Origin of the sequence: Bradyrhizobium sp. 45 (assembly GCF_023073155.1) — a bacterium.
Classification (GTDB): domain Bacteria; phylum Pseudomonadota; class Alphaproteobacteria; order Rhizobiales; family Xanthobacteraceae; genus Bradyrhizobium; species Bradyrhizobium canariense_D.
Map to the genome: position 1 here is coordinate 849092 of NZ_JADPIX010000122.1, position 15366 is coordinate 864457.

General features: G+C 65.7%; 13 protein-coding genes. 7 read left to right on the plus strand and 6 right to left on the minus strand.

All coding sequences use genetic code 11. The features are described from left to right. Positions 1-92 precede the first annotated feature (92 nt). Positions 93-1970: a sigma-54-dependent Fis family transcriptional regulator gene (locus IVB42_RS24480; protein ID WP_247395360.1), complete on the plus strand. Its 1878-nt coding sequence runs from the start codon at positions 93-95 to the stop codon at positions 1968-1970. 190 nt (positions 1971-2160) lie between these two features. On the opposite strand, the gene IVB42_RS24485 is transcribed toward IVB42_RS24480, so the two are convergent. Continuing rightward, positions 2161-2730 carry a flavin reductase family protein gene (locus IVB42_RS24485; RefSeq protein WP_204512308.1) on the minus strand — a complete coding sequence of 190 codons (570 nt, stop codon included), beginning with the start codon at positions 2728-2730 and terminating at the stop codon, positions 2161-2163. A gap of 57 nt (positions 2731-2787) precedes the next feature. Then, a complete protein-coding gene (locus tag IVB42_RS24490; protein ID WP_018453642.1) occupies positions 2788-3885 on the minus strand; it encodes an LLM class flavin-dependent oxidoreductase in 1098 nt (365 codons plus the stop codon). A gap of 239 nt (positions 3886-4124) precedes the next feature. Here IVB42_RS24490 and IVB42_RS24495 point away from each other — a divergent pair, with 239 nt between their 5' ends. The 3 genes from IVB42_RS24495 to poxB all read left to right on the plus strand — a co-directional run bounded on the left by IVB42_RS24495 (position 4125) and on the right by poxB (position 7502). Next, complete coding sequence (locus IVB42_RS24495; RefSeq protein ID WP_018453643.1) at positions 4125-5039, plus strand: 2-dehydro-3-deoxygalactonokinase; 915 nt, start codon at positions 4125-4127, stop codon at positions 5037-5039. A 13-nt stretch (positions 5040-5052) separates the two neighbouring features. After that, positions 5053-5685 carry a 2-dehydro-3-deoxy-6-phosphogalactonate aldolase gene (locus IVB42_RS24500; protein ID WP_204512306.1) on the plus strand — a complete coding sequence of 211 codons (633 nt, stop codon included), beginning with the start codon at positions 5053-5055 and terminating at the stop codon, positions 5683-5685. Between the two features lie 80 nt (positions 5686-5765). Continuing rightward, positions 5766-7502 (plus strand): ubiquinone-dependent pyruvate dehydrogenase, encoded by a 1737-nt coding sequence (gene poxB, locus IVB42_RS24505; protein ID WP_204512305.1) that lies wholly within the window; start codon positions 5766-5768, stop codon positions 7500-7502. Here the strand turns inward: poxB and IVB42_RS24510 are convergent. Further along, positions 7499-7864 (minus strand): hypothetical protein, encoded by a 366-nt coding sequence (locus tag IVB42_RS24510; RefSeq protein WP_166517536.1) that lies wholly within the window; start codon positions 7862-7864, stop codon positions 7499-7501. The genes poxB and IVB42_RS24510 overlap by 4 nt on opposite strands. 69 nt (positions 7865-7933) lie before the next feature. Beyond that, positions 7934-8842, minus strand: a complete 909-nt coding sequence (locus IVB42_RS24515; protein WP_204512304.1) for a PaaI family thioesterase — start codon at positions 8840-8842, stop codon at positions 7934-7936. Positions 8843-8990: 148 nt separating this feature from the next. Here IVB42_RS24515 and IVB42_RS24520 point away from each other — a divergent pair, with 148 nt between their 5' ends. Beyond that, positions 8991-9311 carry a hypothetical protein gene (locus IVB42_RS24520; protein ID WP_204512303.1) on the plus strand — a complete coding sequence of 107 codons (321 nt, stop codon included), beginning with the start codon at positions 8991-8993 and terminating at the stop codon, positions 9309-9311. A 38-nt stretch (positions 9312-9349) separates the two neighbouring features. Here IVB42_RS24520 and IVB42_RS24525 read toward each other — a convergent pair whose 3' ends face one another. After that, positions 9350-10819 carry an amidase gene (locus IVB42_RS24525; RefSeq protein ID WP_247296130.1) on the minus strand — a complete coding sequence of 490 codons (1470 nt, stop codon included), beginning with the start codon at positions 10817-10819 and terminating at the stop codon, positions 9350-9352. A 124-nt stretch (positions 10820-10943) separates the two neighbouring features. Beyond that, on the minus strand, positions 10944-12056 hold the full coding sequence (locus tag IVB42_RS24530) for a ring-opening amidohydrolase (RefSeq protein WP_247296127.1): 1113 nt from the start codon (positions 12054-12056) through the stop codon (positions 10944-10946). A 298-nt stretch (positions 12057-12354) separates the two neighbouring features. On the opposite strand from IVB42_RS24530, the gene IVB42_RS24535 reads away from it, so the two are divergent. Both IVB42_RS24535 and IVB42_RS24540 read left to right on the plus strand, forming a co-directional pair. After that, the gene (locus IVB42_RS24535) at positions 12355-14691 is read left to right on the plus strand and encodes a Tex family protein (protein WP_247296124.1); all 2337 of its coding nucleotides are present in this window, start codon (positions 12355-12357) and stop codon (positions 14689-14691) included. Positions 14692-14881: 190 nt separating this feature from the next. Then, complete coding sequence (locus IVB42_RS24540) at positions 14882-15349, plus strand: hypothetical protein (RefSeq protein ID WP_085349581.1); 468 nt, start codon at positions 14882-14884, stop codon at positions 15347-15349. Positions 15350-15366: the final 17 nt, after the last annotated feature.

Here is a 15366-nt window from a genome sequence, read left to right on the forward strand (position 1 = left end):
TGATTGCGCTTCGCCGCGTTCCCGGTTCCCGATTGACATCCCCGCCTGCGGTGCCAGACTTTGCACAATAATGCAGGGTGGAGACGTCCGCGATGGCCAGCCTTTCGGCCTCGAACCATGTCGCCCGTGTCTTGTCCGTCGCCAATCAGGTTATAGACCGCTTGGCCGACGTCGATGCCTCTTCGCGCATTGCCAATTCCTGGCGGCGCTGCCTGGTCAGCCACAAGCTCGATCCCGGCCGTCAGGGGCCGCCGCAGACGCTCACCGAAGCCGAGATCCGTCACGTCGCCGAACCCATGGAGGAGACGATCCGGCTTGCAACACCGGAGCTCGACGACCTCGCCCGGGTACTGCGCGGTGCCGGTTATTGCGTCAACCTGGCAGACGTGAACGCAACCATGCTGTTCAGCCGCCTGCCCGGCGAGGCCGACGCACGACTATTCATGGACTGGAAGATCTACACAGGCTCGAATTTTTCCGAGGCCTCCGAAGGCACCAATGGGCTCGGCACCGCGCTCGCCGAGCAGAAGCCGATCCTGGTGCATCGCGACGAGCATTTTCGCGCGCAGTGGCACATGTTTTCCTGCGCCGTGACGCCGCTGTTTGACCAGGCGGGACGGCTCGCAGGCGCCGTGAACATCACCTCCTGCCGCGAGGACCTCGAACGCACCGCGCATCAGCTTGCGCTCGCGGTGACGATGGAGGCAACGCGGCGCATGGAGGGCGCGATCTTCCGCAGTCATTTCCGCAACGCCTGGATCGCGACCGTGCCGGGCGACGGCGGCGGCGGCCTGCTCGCCTATGACGACGATCGCCGCATCGTCGGCGCCTGCCGTTCGGCGCGCGCACTGCTGGGTCTCACCGACGGCTTGATCGCAGCCGGCATCGATCTGTCGCGCTATGTCAAATTCGACCATCCCGCCGCGCGCGACGCAGACGATCTCGTCGAACTGCGCCGGGCCGATGGCAGTTCACTAGGGCACGGCCATGTCGCGCCGCCGCTGCGGGCGAGGGCCTCGACCCGTCCGCTCGCGCCGCGCCGCGATGCACCGGTCGATCGCTTCGATGCGCTGCAGCGGCTCGCCGGACGCGATCCCAGCCTGATCAGGAGCGTGAAGCGACTTAGAAGCATCGGCGATCGCAATCTGCCGGTGCTGCTGCATGGCGAGACCGGCGTCGGCAAGGATGTGTTCGCCCGTGCCATTCACGCAGCCGGCAATCGCGCGCGCCACAACTATGTCGCGCTGAACTGCGCGGCGATGCCGGAAAGCCTGATCGATGCCGAGCTGTTCGGCTACGAGGCCGGCGCCTTCACCGGCGCACGCCGCGACGGCTCGAAGGGCCTGATCGTGCAGGCAGACGGCGGCACGCTGTTCCTCGACGAGATCGGCGACATGCCGATCGCGCTGCAGACGCGGCTGCTACGGGTGCTGGAGAACCGCGAAGTCTGGCCGCTCGGCGCGCTGAAGCCCGTGCCGGTCGACATTCGCCTGATCAGCGCCACCCATCGCGATCTCGGCCGCATGGCCGAGGAGGGCACCTTCCGCACCGACCTATATTTCCGTCTGCGCGGCATGGAGGTGCGGCTGCCGGCCTTGCGCGAGCGCGCCGACCGCGACGACGTCATCCGCCAGATCGCTCACGAGGAGGCGCCGAATTGCTCGCTCTCGGACGAGGCCTGGGCGCGGCTCGCGGCCTATCCCTATCCCGGCAACATGCGCCAGCTTCGGCATGTGCTGCGGCTCGCCGGCTGCACGGCGGAGGACGACGTCATCACCGATGCCGACCTCGATCTGCCGCCGTTTGGTGGAAGGGCGGAGCCGGATCTCGCAGCGGCGGAGCGCGCGGCGATCGTCGAAGCCTTGCGCAAACACGGCGGCCGCGTGACGGAAACAGCGCGCGCGCTGAAGCTGAGCCGCGCCACGCTGTATCGCAAGATCAAGCAGTTGAAGATCGAGACGACGCAGTAGCGATCTTTCTTCCCTCTCCCCTTGCGGGAGAGGGCGGCTCGCCGCGAACGCGGCGAGACGGGCGAGGGGTATCTCTCCGCACTTGACTCTCTTGCTTCTGAGTCCGCGGAGAGATACCCCTCATCCGGCGCTTCGCGCCACCTTCTCCCGCAAGGGGAGACGGGAGCGGCAGCGAGCCTGCCGCCGCTCTCTACGAAAAATCGCTCCAGCTCAGATGTCGCGAGTCGAGGTCGCCGACTGTCACGGTGCCGCGGATTTCGCGCGGGGCGTGGAAGCTGCTGCGCAGATACACGAGCGGCGCCGCCCCGTCGGAATGCGATGCGCCGCGCACCTCGCCGACGAAGATCGAATGCGTCTTGGTCTCGAATTCCTGCGCCAGCACGCAGTCGAATGCGGCGACCGCATCGCTCAGCACCGGCGCGCCGGTCACCCCACGCGTCCACTCCCCGAACGCAAAACGGTCGTCGCCATTGACGCCCTTCTGGCCACTGAAGGTAAGCGCCAGGAGGGCGTGGTCCTCGTGCAGGAAGTTGATCGCGAACGCGCCTTCCTCGCGGATGCGCGCGTGCGCACTGGCGTTGCGGTTGACGCACACGATCAGGGATGGTGGCGAGTCCGACAGTGAGCAGGCCGAGGTCACCGTCAGCCCCGTGCGCTTGCCGTGCTCGGCGCCGACCGTCACCAGCGCGACCGCGCCGGCGCACTGGCGCATCGCCTGCTTGAAATTCTTAGCGTCGAAAGCACTGGCGTCCACCGTCACGCGGAAATCTCCGAAATGGATGTGGGTGCGGCACGATCGCGCCGCACCCGCGTCGGGTCAAGCCGCCTTCTTCGCGGAGCCGAGATGCTTCAGGCGCGGCATCACCTCGTTCTTCAGCAGCGACAGCGAGTGATGCCAGGCTTCAGCCTTGTGCTTGTAGTCGAAGCCGAACACCAGCAGCACGCCGAAGCCGCCGACCTCCTCGTAGATCTTCTCGATTTTCTCGGCGACGGTCGCTGGCGAGCCGACGATCCAGTTCCGCTTGGCGCAATATTCGACGGTGACGTCGCTATCGGGCACGTCGGGCGCGTGCTTCAGATAGTCCTTGAAGCCGAAATGGCCGAGCAGCGGCAGGAAGTACTCGCCCATCATCCGGCCCATCATGTCGCCGGTCGAGAGCCGCCACGCTTCCTCGTCGGTATCGGCGACGAACACCTCGCGCACCAGCCGCCAATCGGCCCGGTCCGGCTTGCGCCCGGTCTTGGCGGCACCGGCTACAACCGAATCCCAATGACTGCCGACATAGGCCGGGTTCAGGTTGAGGCTCATTGGAATGAAGCCGCGCTCGCCGGCGAGCTTCAGCGTGTCCGAGTTCTTCGAGAGCCCAGCGACGCCGATCGGCGGGTGCGGCGTCTGCAACGGCTTGATGTGGGGTTTCAAGAAGTCGAACATCGTGTCCGGCTTGGTCACCGTCCAGAATTTGCCCTTGTAGGTCCAGGGCGCGGGATCGCTCCACATCTTCAGAATGATCTCCAGCGCCTCGCGCGTCATGTCGCGGTTCTGTCCGCTCATGCCGTCGACATTGAACATGGCCCAGTCGCTCGGCAGGCCGCTCGCCGCGACGCCGAAATTGAGCCGACCTCCCGAGAGGTGATCGAGCATGGCGACGCGGTTGGCGAGCTCGGCCGGGTGGTGATAGGGCAGCAGGAAGCCGCCCGGCCCGATACGGATATTCTTGGTCTGCATCAGCGCCTGCGCGATCAGCAGATCGGGCGTGGGATTGGGTTCCCAGGGCGCGGTATGGTGCTCGCCGACCCAGGCCTCCTGATAGCCGAGCTCGTCGAGCCAGCGCATGACCTGCAGGTCCCAGTCGTTCCCTTCCTTCAGGCCGCACTCCGGCGGGTGCGAAGGCATCGTGAAATAGCCGATCTCCATGGGTTTCCTCATCTGATGTTGACGCGTCTTATTGCGCGGTTCACGGACGTGAGCAGGGTTGCTTGAGCAAGCGGTGTGCCACCGCTCCGCAAGCGGTGTGCCAGCGCTACAGCGGCTCAGTCCCGCGAGAAAACGCTGGTTTGCGGCGGCAATAGCCGATATCCCGTGGCGAATTTGCGGGCCGTCGTCTCATTGTCGCGAGACGGCGTCTTGCCGGTGAGACGAGGACGAGAACCGAGATGACCGAACCCGCTTACGTCGCGGTGGACTGGGGCACCAGCAGCTTCCGGCTCTGGTTGATCGATCGTACCGGCGTAGTGCTGGCCGAACGCCGCAGCGGCGAGGGCATGCTGGCGGCGGCAAAGACCGGCTTCGCGGCCGTGCTGCAATCCCATCTTGCCGCCGTCGAAGCACCAGCTCATCTGCCGGTTCTGGTCTGCGGCATGGCCGGCGCCAAGACGGGCTGGGTCGAAGCCGGATATGTCGATACACCCGCGCCGCTCGCGGCCGTCCTGGAGCAGGCCGCGCACGTGCCGGGCGAAGCACGCGATATCCGCATCCTGCCGGGTATCGCGCAGCGCGATACAAGAGCGCCGGACGTGATGCGCGGCGAGGAGACACAGCTGCTCGGCGCGCTTGGTCTCGATGCCGCAGGTGAGGCGCTGGTCTGCATGCCCGGCACGCATTCGAAATGGGTACGCCTGAAGGACGATACGATCGCGCATTTCTCCACCTTCATGACCGGCGAGCTCTTCAGCGTTGTGTCGCGCGAGACGATCTTGTCGCTTGCGGTCGCAGGCGCCGAAGACGCCGAGGACGTCGCGAGCTTCAAGGCGGCGGTGAGAGCTGCGTATGAGGCGCCGTCGTTCGCGGCCAATTTTCTGTTCGGCGCGCGCTCGCGTCAGCTTCTGTTCGGGAGCACACCGGCCGCGGCGCGCGAAACGCTGTCGGGCACTTTGATCGGCATCGAGCTGGCCGCCGGGCTCTCCGGCGCCGTGCCGAAAGCAGGCATTACGTTGATTGCCTCGGGGCGGCTCGCGATGCTGTACACGTTGGCTTTCGATGCGTTGTCGGTCACCGTGAACCCCGTCGATGCCGATGAAGCGGTCCGCCGCGGTCTGTCGATGGCGGCTGCCGCGATCTGGACGAAATGAGAGGACTGTTGAAATGAGCGTTCCCTTTCCGGCGATGAAGCGGCCACTGCTTGCGATCCTGCGCGGCGTGAAGCCCGAGGAAACGCAGGCCATCGTCGGCGTGCTGATCGAGGCCGGCATGACCGCGATCGAGATCCCGCTAAACTCGCCCGATCCGTTCCGCTCCATCGCCACCGCCGTCAAGCTCGCGCCGGCCGGCGTGCTGATCGGCGCCGGCACGGTGCTGACCACAGCGGATGTCGATCGGCTCAACGATGTCGGCGGCAAGCTGATGGTCTCGCCGAATGTCGATACGCAGGTGCTCACGCGTGCGCACCAATACGCCATGGTCACGTTGCCGGGCGTGTTTTCGCCGACCGAGGCGCTGCTGGCCGCGCGCTCCGGCGCCTCTGGCCTGAAGTTCTTTCCGGCAAGCGTGCTCGGCGCGTCCGGCATCGCCGCGATCCGCGCCGTGCTGCCGGCCGGCGTGATGATCGCCGCCGTCGGCGGCGTCTCCGACCAGAATTTCGCGGAGTACATCGAGGGTGGCGTGACGGCGTTCGGGCTGGGCTCCAACCTCTACAAGCCCGGCATGACGGTAACGGACGTTGCCGCTCGCGCAAAATTGACGATCGCGGCCTACGATCGGGCGATTGCGAAAGACTGAAGCGGCAATAAACAAGCCGTGATGTCGTCACGGTCGCACGTTATCCTATCTTGCTGCACCAGCGAGATCAGGAGACCGACATGGCGATCAACAATGTAGCCGATCTGTTCGTGGCAACGCTCGAACAGGCTGGCGTCAAGCGCATCTACGGCATCGTCGGCGACAGTCTGAATGCGCTGACCGAAGCGCTGCGGCGGCGCGGCACGATCGAATGGATCCATGTCCGGCACGAGGAGGTCGCGGCCTTCGCCGCCGCCGGGGAAGCGGAAATGACGGGCAGCCTTGCGGTGTGCGCGGGCTCGTGTGGTCCCGGCAATCTGCATCTGATCAACGGCCTGTTCGACGCCCATCGCAGCCGCGTTCCCGTGCTGGCGATCGCCGCGCAAATTCCGACCGCCGAGATCGGCAGCGGCTATTTCCAGGAGACGCATCCGCAAAACCTGTTCCGCGAGTGCAGCCATTATTGCGAGCTGGTCTCCGATCCGAGTCAGCTTCCCTACGTGCTGGAAAACGCGATCCGCGCGGCGGTCGGCATGCGCGGCGTCGCCGTTGTCGCCATGCCGGGCGACGTCGCCTTCCGCAGCCCACCCAAGCGCGCGCTGTCGACGGCGCGTGGCCTTGCGCTGTCGGCGCCGAAGGTTGTGCCGCAGGCGGATGAGTTGAAGGCGCTTGCGGATCTCCTGAACGGCGCCGAACGCATCACCCTGTTCTGCGGTCGCGGCTGCGCCGGCGCGCATGCGCCGCTGATGCAGCTTGCGGAAGCCTTGAAGAGCCCGATCGTGCATGCGCTGGGCGGAAAGGAGCATGTCGAATACGACAATCCCTACGATGTCGGCATGACCGGCTTCATCGGCTTCTCCTCCGGCTATGCCGCCATGCACGCCTGCGACGCGCTGGTGATGCTCGGGACCGATTTTCCCTACAAGCAGTTCTTCCCGACCGATGCCAAGATCGCGCAGATCGACATCCGTCCGGAAAATCTCGGGCGCCGCTGCAAGATCGACCTCGGCCTGGTCGGCGACGTCAAGCTCACCCTCGAGGCGCTGCTGCCGCTTCTGAAATCCAAGACGCAGCGCAAGCACCTCGACGATGCGATCGCGCATTACAAGAAGGCGCGCGAAGGCCTCGACTCGCTCGCCAAGGGCACGCCGGGCAGCAAACCAATCCATCCGCAATACCTGGCAAAGGTCATCAGCGACCATGCGAGCGATGATGCGGTGTTCACCGCCGATGTCGGCACGCCGACGGTGTGGGCCGCGCGCTATCTCGAGATGAACGGACGCCGCCGGCTGATCGGCTCGTTCGTGCACGGCTCGATGGCCAACGCCATGCCGCAGGCGATCGGCGCGCAGGCCGCGCAGCCCGGCCGGCAGGTGATCTCGCTCTCCGGCGACGGGGGCTTCACCATGCTGATGGGCGATCTGATCACGCTGACGCAGATGAAGCTGCCGGTGAAGGTGGTCATCTTCAACAACGGCGTGCTCGGCTTCGTCGCACTGGAGATGAAGGCGGCCGGTTTCGTCGACACCAATGTCGATCTGGAGAATCCGGACTTCGCGGCGATGGCGCGCGCGATGGGTATCTTCGCAAGGCGGGTCGAGGATCCCGGCGAGCTTCCAGGTGCGATGAAGGAGATGCTGGCCCACCACGGACCGGCGCTGCTCGATGTGGTCACCGCCAAGCAGGAGCTGTCGATGCCGCCGACCATCACGCCCGAACAGATCAAGGGCTTCAGCCTCTGGGTCTTGCGCGCCGTGATGAACGGCCGCGGCGACGAGGTCGTCGATCTCGCCAAGACCAATTTGCTGCCGCGCTAGCCGCGCTTGACCGATGGCACGGGCAGCCGCTCATGGCGGCGCTGGAAGCGTTGCCAGTGCAGCACGATCCCGATCAGCAGCGCCGGCACGAAGCCGAGCGCGATCAGAAAGTGGGGCAGCTGCGTTGGCGAGATGAACGCGATGCCGATGTCGGAGATCAGCCAAAGCGCGGCGAACATCACCGCGAAATCGGTGCGCGGGCAGCGCAGATAGTAGAACACGGCGGTGATGACGACGGCGGGTCCGATGGCGATGCCGATCATCACCGTCGTCAGCTCCTTCGGCGTCAGCGCGTCGAGCACCATCGCTGCCAGCAGCCAGAGCGCGGCGAACATGGCGATGATGTCGAGCGGATGCCGCAAGCCAATACCTCTCGTGAGGGGACGCGCTATCGTTGTGGCCCAGACCTTGGCCGTCAAGGGAAAATGCGCCTATTCCTCGTCGTTTCCGGGCGTCGGCCGCAGCATGAAATGGCCGAAGGCTGTGGCGATCGGCTTGTTCGCATCGTCCTGCCAGGCCCGTGCCTCGAAGGCGACGATGCGCCGGCCCTGTTTCACGATCGAGACGTTGGCGAACGTGTCGAGCGCGCGGCCGGAGCGCAGATAGTTGACGGTCAGTCCGATCGGCTTGGGCAGTGCGGTGGCGCCGAGTTCACGGGCCACTCCGAAGATCGCGGTGGTTTCGAGGAAGGCGCCGGTCATGCCGCCATGGATCGCAGGCAGAATCGGATTGCCGATGATCTTTGGCGAGAACGGCATCGTCAGTGTGCCGTCGTCGTTGACGCGAATGCCGAGGCAGCGTGCGAACGGGCTGTTGGCGAACGGGCCTTCCGGATCGTCCGGCGCCTCCAGCCTCGGGATGCCGGGCGAATCCATCCTGCGATCCGCGAGCATGTTGGTGCGGTTGGCGCCGATCATGAAACAGGCGGTCGCGGTCGCGACCGGATCGTCCTCGGACTCCTGATAGGCGGTGGAGCGCACGAAGGCAATCGAACGCGTGGTGCGGTAGCAGACCGAATGCGCCTTGATGTCGAGGCCCGGCGTTGCCGGCTTCTGATAGTCGATGCGCAGATCGAGCGTCGCGATCGCGCTTGTGCCGTCCAGCGCGAGTTGCACCGCCATGCCGCAACTCTCGTCCAGCATCGCGGTGACGACCCCGCCATGCAGGACGCCGGTCTCGGTGTCACCGACAAAGACCGGCCGGTAGGGCAGGCTGGACCAGGCTTCGCGCGGTGCGAAGCGGTCGAGCTGGAGCCCGCTGATCTGGCCGTAATCGGAGCGGCGACCCTTGATCGCCTCGGCGAGGTCCTCGAACGAAAGTGTGGTCGGTGAGCTGGACATGAGGACGTTCTAGACCAGTGGCGGGCGCGGCGCAAAACCCCGAATGCGCGTCCCACGGTGGGTGCCGGGGGCGGTTTGGCCTCGACAGGGCGGGCCGAAGCAACGATGGTGGGCGCCTCGTTCGTTCGACCAGCCGTAAGGAGTGCCCATGGCCGATCCCGAAACGCCCGTCACCAGCCAGGGGCCCGTCATCATTTCGACATCGAGCTCGGAGCGGGCGCCGATCATCTATTTCGACGGTGCATCCTGCTTCGGCCACCACAACGGCGCGATTCAAATCGAGCTTGCGGCGAACCTTCTGATGCCGGTCGGCGCCGCCGTCAGGGTTGATGTGGTCCAGACCGCGCATCTGCGTTGCAGCGTGGCCGCGGCGCTGGCTCTGCGCGAAGCGCTCGAAAAGGCGCTGGCAATGTACCAGCAGGGCCAGCAGCAGCCCCGGCCGGAGGAAATTCCCTCGGTGAAGAACTGAGGCCGTTCGCGGATCGCAAGTTAATGCGATCAACTCGCTCAGCTCACATGCACCTTCGGCTTCCTGCCGTCGTTCCACTTGCCGTCGAGCGCGCGCTCGATCTGGGCGGCGAGTTGCAGCAGGAGGCCGTCATTGGCCTGCTTCGCAATCGCCTGGATGCCCAGCGGCAGGCCGTGGTCCTGCGTGGCCATCGGCATCGAGATCGCCGGCATGCCGCAGAGATTGGCGAGCGGCGTGAAGGCGAAGAAGCGCCAAAGATTGCCGAACCAGTCGAGCACGTCGGGGTTGTCGGAGATGGTGAGATATTCCCGGGTGCCGACCTTCGGCGTCGGCAGCGCCGTGATCGGGGTCAAGATCACGTCCCACTGCTCGAAGAAGGCGCCGAAGGCGCGCGAGGTCGTGTTGAACACGCCTTGCATCTTCGCCCGCTCGGCGAAGCTCGTATGCCGGCCGGCTTCCCAGATCCGGATATTCATGGGTTCGATGAGATCTTCCGGCGGCCGTTCCAGTCCGCGCGCGGCGAGCATGTTGGAGATCACCACGGCAAAATTCGAGATGTAGCAGGTGGTCTGCGCCTCGAACGCGGCGCGGAACTCGAGTTCGGGCAGGGCGTAGTCGACGTGATGGCCGAGGCCTTCGAGGAAGCGGCCGGCCTTCGCCAGCTCGGCCGCGATCTCGGGCGTCGCGGTGTAGTCGCCCCAGCTGTGCGACAGCGCGATACGAAGCTTTGACGGGTCGCGCTTGATCATCTCGGAATAAGGCTGCGCCGTGGTCCAGAACGGCATGAATTCGCCGGGCGCCGCTCCCCTTGCATGGTCGACGAAGGCGGCGGTGTCGCGCACCGAGCGCGACTGGCAGCCCTGGATCGAGACGAGGCCGGTGAGATCGGACATGTGCGGTGCGAGCGAGAACACGCCGCGCGAGACTTTCAAGCCGATATTGCCGTTGACGCCGGCGGGAATGCGGATCGAGCCGCCGCCGTCAGTCGCGTGTGCGATCGGCACCACGCCGGCCGCGACCATTGCGGCGCTCCCGGCCGACGAGCCGCAGGTGGTGTAGTCGGTGTCCCAGGGATTGCGCGTGACATAGACGGCCGGATTGTCGGCCGAGCTGCAGACGCCGAACTCCGGTGTCGTGGTGCGTCCGATCAGGTTCAGTCCGGCCTGGCGGAATTTGCCGGTCAGGAACGTGTCGGCGCTGGCGCGATTGCCGCGCATTAACAGCGAGCCCATCTCCTGGAGCCGCCCCTTCATGGTCGGGCCGAGGTCCTTCATCAGGAAGGGCAGGCCTGCGAACGGGCCGGCGAGATTGGCGCCGTCCTTGGCCGGATCGGCGATCACGTCATCGAACAGCTCGACCACGCCCGACAGTGCCGGATTGACCTTGGCGACGCCCGCGGCGGCCTGGCGCGCCAACTCCTTTGCCGTGAGCTCGCCCTTGCGGACGCGCGCGGCCAGCCCCACGCCATCGTGCTGCGCCCATTCGTTCCAGCTCATCGGGAAAGTCATGCGATCCAAACCTCTTCGTGCGGCGCCACCTTAGTTTCGCACAGGAACACTTTAATCAACTGAGCGGCGCGAAGGGCAGGGTTGCGCCGGATGGAGAGGTAATCCCGAATTGCATGCGCGCGCATCAATTGGAGAACTTTGCGATCACCGCGACCGGGCCGCCGCCGGCTGGGCCCTGATGCTCGGCGCCGCCGGAGACGTAGACCGCACCAGTGCCGGCGAGGCCGGCAATCAACCCGCCAACGGCAGCCCGGGCGTGGCGTGTCGAGCTGATATCGGTATCTTCGAGCATGGTGTGGCGGAAGCCGCGCACGCAGCCATCAGGGGAGGCCTCGGCCTTAGCGAAGATGTTGACAAGCTTGCTGCCGGTCGTCGTCTGTTGCCCGGCACGGAGCCCAACGCTCTCCAACGCCGCAAGCACCGCCGCGGTGTCGATCGCATCGCTCATCACGGCATGCCCGATCTCGAATTCGCTCGTCGAGGACATCGAATTGCCGAGCACGATGACGACGTTATGCATGAGCTCGATCCCGGACGAGGTCGAGGCGACGTTCGAGAACAGATCGTAGCGTCGCAGCACGTCCTCATCACGAACGCCGGTTGCGATCTCGCCGAGCGCGACCGCAACGCCGAGTGCGGAAGCGCCGCGCGAATAGGCCATCGAACTGTAGGCGCTGGTCGTCGCTGTCTTGTGACCGCGCGCATTCGCCGCTTCGACGCGCTCGCTGGTGAGCAGCGGGCATTTGATCTGCACGAAATGGACGTCGGCGGGATCGGCGATCCCGGCATCCGCCATCGCGGCCTTCACGGCCTTGGCTGTCTCCGTGATCTGAGCGGAGCGGCCGAGCTCTTCAGGGAGAAAATCCCGCGTGTGCGCCATGCCGATGCTCAGGCGCTTGCCGGAGAGGCCTGCCGGGCGCTGTAGAATGTCCTGGCGCGTGAACACCGTGATGTGCGGGCTGAGCACGCCCTCGGTGCCGCCCGACATCACGAAGGCGATGCGTTGCTCGACCTCCTGCGGCGACAGCCCGAGCTGCGGCGCCAGCGCCGTGCACAGCGCGGCAACGGCATATTCCCGGGTAAAGTCGTTGACGCCGCCGTTGCCTTCGGTCTTGCCGAGGATCGCCAGGATGGATGCCGGATCGATCGCGCCGGAGCCGATCATGCTCATCAATCCGGAGACGTCGCCGGGGCCTCTGGTGGCGACCTTGAAGACGCCGACCGATGTCGTCCGCATTATAATCCTCACATGAAGTTCAGGAGTCCGGCAGACAAAACAGCCGCTGAACCGGGGCGCCTGTCAAGGTGTCGAGGCAATCCCCGTCGTCGTCCTGGCGAAAGCCAGGACGACAGCAGGACGTGCGCCGTCTGCGTAGCACCCACGATTGTGGCGAGATCGCATCGCTTCGACAAAAAATCCCTTGTCGACGGTCGTCCGCCGCACCTTGATGAATCAACCCCGATTGGTCCATAAGCGGCGTCCCGCAGCCGGTGGTTCGCCTCCGCGATGCGTGCTTGGATAGAGGGGTTCTCGCGTGGTAAATATCAACCAGAAAATTGCGCAGGAGCTTGGGGTTCGGGCGGAGCAGGTCGAGGCGACAGTGGCGCTGCTCGACGGCGGCGCCACGGTTCCCTTCATCGCCCGCTACCGCAAGGAAGCGACCGGTGCGCTCGACGACGCACAATTGCGCACGCTGGAGGAGCGCCTGGGTTACCTGCGCGAGCTCGAGGACCGCCGCAAGGCCATCCTCGAATCGGTCCGCGAGCAGGGCAAGCTCGATGCCGCGCTGGAGGCCTCCATTCTCGCTGCCGACAGCAAGGCGCGCCTCGAAGACATCTATCTGCCGTTTAAGCCGAAGCGCCGCACCAAGGCCGAGATCGCCAAGGAAGCCGGGCTCGAGCCGCTCGCCTTTCAGCTCATGGCCGAGCCCAACAACGATCCGAAGGTGGTCGCTGAAGCCTTCGTCAATCCCGAGAAGGGCGTTGCCGATGCCGCTGCGGCACTCGATGGCGCCCGCGCCATCCTGGTCGAGCGCTTCGACGAAGACGCCGACCTGATCGGCGCGCTTCGCGAGGAGGTGTGGACTAATGCGCGCATGACCTCCAAGGTGCGCGACGGCAAGAAAACCGAGGGCGAAAAGTTTGCCGACTATTTCGAGTTCTCCGAGCCGCTGACCAAGCTGCCCTCGCACCGAATCCTCGCAATGTTCCGCGGCGAGAAAGAAGAAATCCTCGATCTCCAGATCCAGGCCGAGGCCGAACCATCGCCGCCCGGCGTGCCGAGCGTCTATGAACTGAAGATCATGAAGCGGTTCGGCATCGCCGACCTTAAGCGCGCCGGCGACCGCTGGATGATCGATACCGTGCGCTGGGCCTGGCGCACCAAGATCCAGGTGCATCTCAACATCGACCTGCGCATGCGGCTGTGGAATGCGGCCGAGACAGAGGCCGTGCGCGTGTTCGCCTCGAATCTGCGCGACTTGCTGCTCGCGGCGCCCGCCGGCACCCGCGTCACCATGGGTCTCGATCCCGGCTTCCGCACCGGGGTCAAGGTCGCCGTCACCGACGCGACCGGCAAGGTGGTGGATACCGCCGTGATCTATCCGCACGAGCCGCAGCGGCAGTGGAACGAGGCGCTTGCGATCCTCGGCAAGCTCGCGCTGAAACATCGTGTCGAGCTGATCGCGATCGGCAACGGCACCGCCTCGCGCGAGACCGACAAGCTCGCGGCCGACCTCGTCAAGGGCCTGCCCGACTTGAAGATGACCAAGATCGTGGTGTCGGAAGCCGGCGCGTCGGTTTATTCGGCCTCGGCGTTCGCCTCGGAGGAGTTGCCGGGCCTCGACGTCACCCTGCGCGGCGCGGTGTCAATCGCGCGGCGGCTCCAGGATCCTCTCGCCGAGCTCGTCAAGATCGAACCCAAGGCGATCGGCGTCGGCCAGTACCAGCACGACCTAGGCCAGGCCAAGCTCGCCAAATCCCTCGACGCCGTGGTCGAAGACTGCGTGAACGCCGTCGGCGTCGACGTCAACACCGCGTCCGCTCCGCTGCTCGCGCGCGTGTCGGGCGTCGGCTCCGGCCTCGCCTCGAGCATCGTGGCACACCGCGACGCCAACGGGCCGTTCAAGTCGCGCAAGGCGTTGAAGGACGTGCCGCGGCTCGGCCCCAAGGCGTTCGAGCAGTGCGCGGGCTTCCTGCGCATCCTCGGCGGCGAGGACCCGCTCGACGCCTCCGGTGTGCATCCGGAAGCCTATCCGGTGGTGCGCCGGATTCTCAGCGCCACCAAGAGCGACATCAAGGCGCTGATCGGCAGCAGCGACATCGTTCGCACGCTGAAGCCGAAAGACTTCGTGGACGAGACGTTTGGTCTGCCGACCGTCACCGACATCCTGCGCGAGCTCGAGAAGCCCGGTCGCGACCCGCGTCCGGCCTTCAAGGCAGCTGTGTTCATGGACGGCGTCGAGGAGATCAAGCACCTCAAGAAGGGCATGATCCTCGAGGGCACCGTAACCAACGTCGCGGCGTTCGGCGCCTTCGTCGATATCGGCGTGCACCAGGACGGCCTCGTGCACATCTCGGCGATGTCCAAGACCTACATCAAGGATCCGCGTGAAGTGGTGAAGCCCGGCGACATCGTCAAAGTGAAGGTGCTAGACTTCGAGGTCGCGCGCAAGCGTATCTCGTTGACACTACGGCTCGACGACGAGGTCGGCGCCAAGAAGGACGCGCCCGGCATGCAGCGGGATAACAGCTCACGTAACCCGTCCCGCATGACGTCGTCGGCCCCGCGCCAGCAGGAGTCTTCCGGCGGCGGTGCGCTCGCCGAAGCGCTGCGCCGCGCGGCCGAGAAAAACGGCGGCAAGCGGGCGTAGCTTCTAACCTCTCCCCGCTCTCACCCCACCCTCTCCCCGCAAGAACGGGGCGAGCGAGTGAGAGAGCAGCGTCTCCCTAACTTCCGCGTCAGAATCTGGCGCGTTTGTAAGTTGAAGGCGCCTGTCCCTTCCTCTCATCTGATCCTCCTCGCGCGGCAGAATATTGTCGCGCAGCACGGAGGATGCTTCGATGGACAACAGGATTCTCAAAGGCCTCACCGCGGTGACGATCGCAGCGGTGATGGCGCTCGCTTCACCGGTGCTTGCCAGAGGCGGTGGCGGTGGCGGTGGCGGTCATGGCGGATTCGGCGGTGGTGGGCATTTCGGTGGCGGCGGCATGCACACGGGAGGCTTCGGCGGCGGCATGCACACCGGTGGCTTCGGTGGTATGCGCGTCGGCGGCATGGGCGGCGCCCGTTTCGGCGGCCCGGGCTTTGGCGGTGCACGTTTCGCGCATGCGGCGATCGGGCCGCGCTTCGCTGGCTCCGGCTGGCACGGCAGGCCCTTCATCGGCCGCCATGCCTTCTTCCGGCAACACCATCGCTTCTTCTTCGGAGCACCTTTCATCTATGCCGGCTACTATGACGGCTGCTGGCGCAGGAGCTTGACGCCCTATGGGTGGCAATGGGTCAATGTGTGCGGAGACTCTTGGTACTAGCATCGCCGTACCGCACC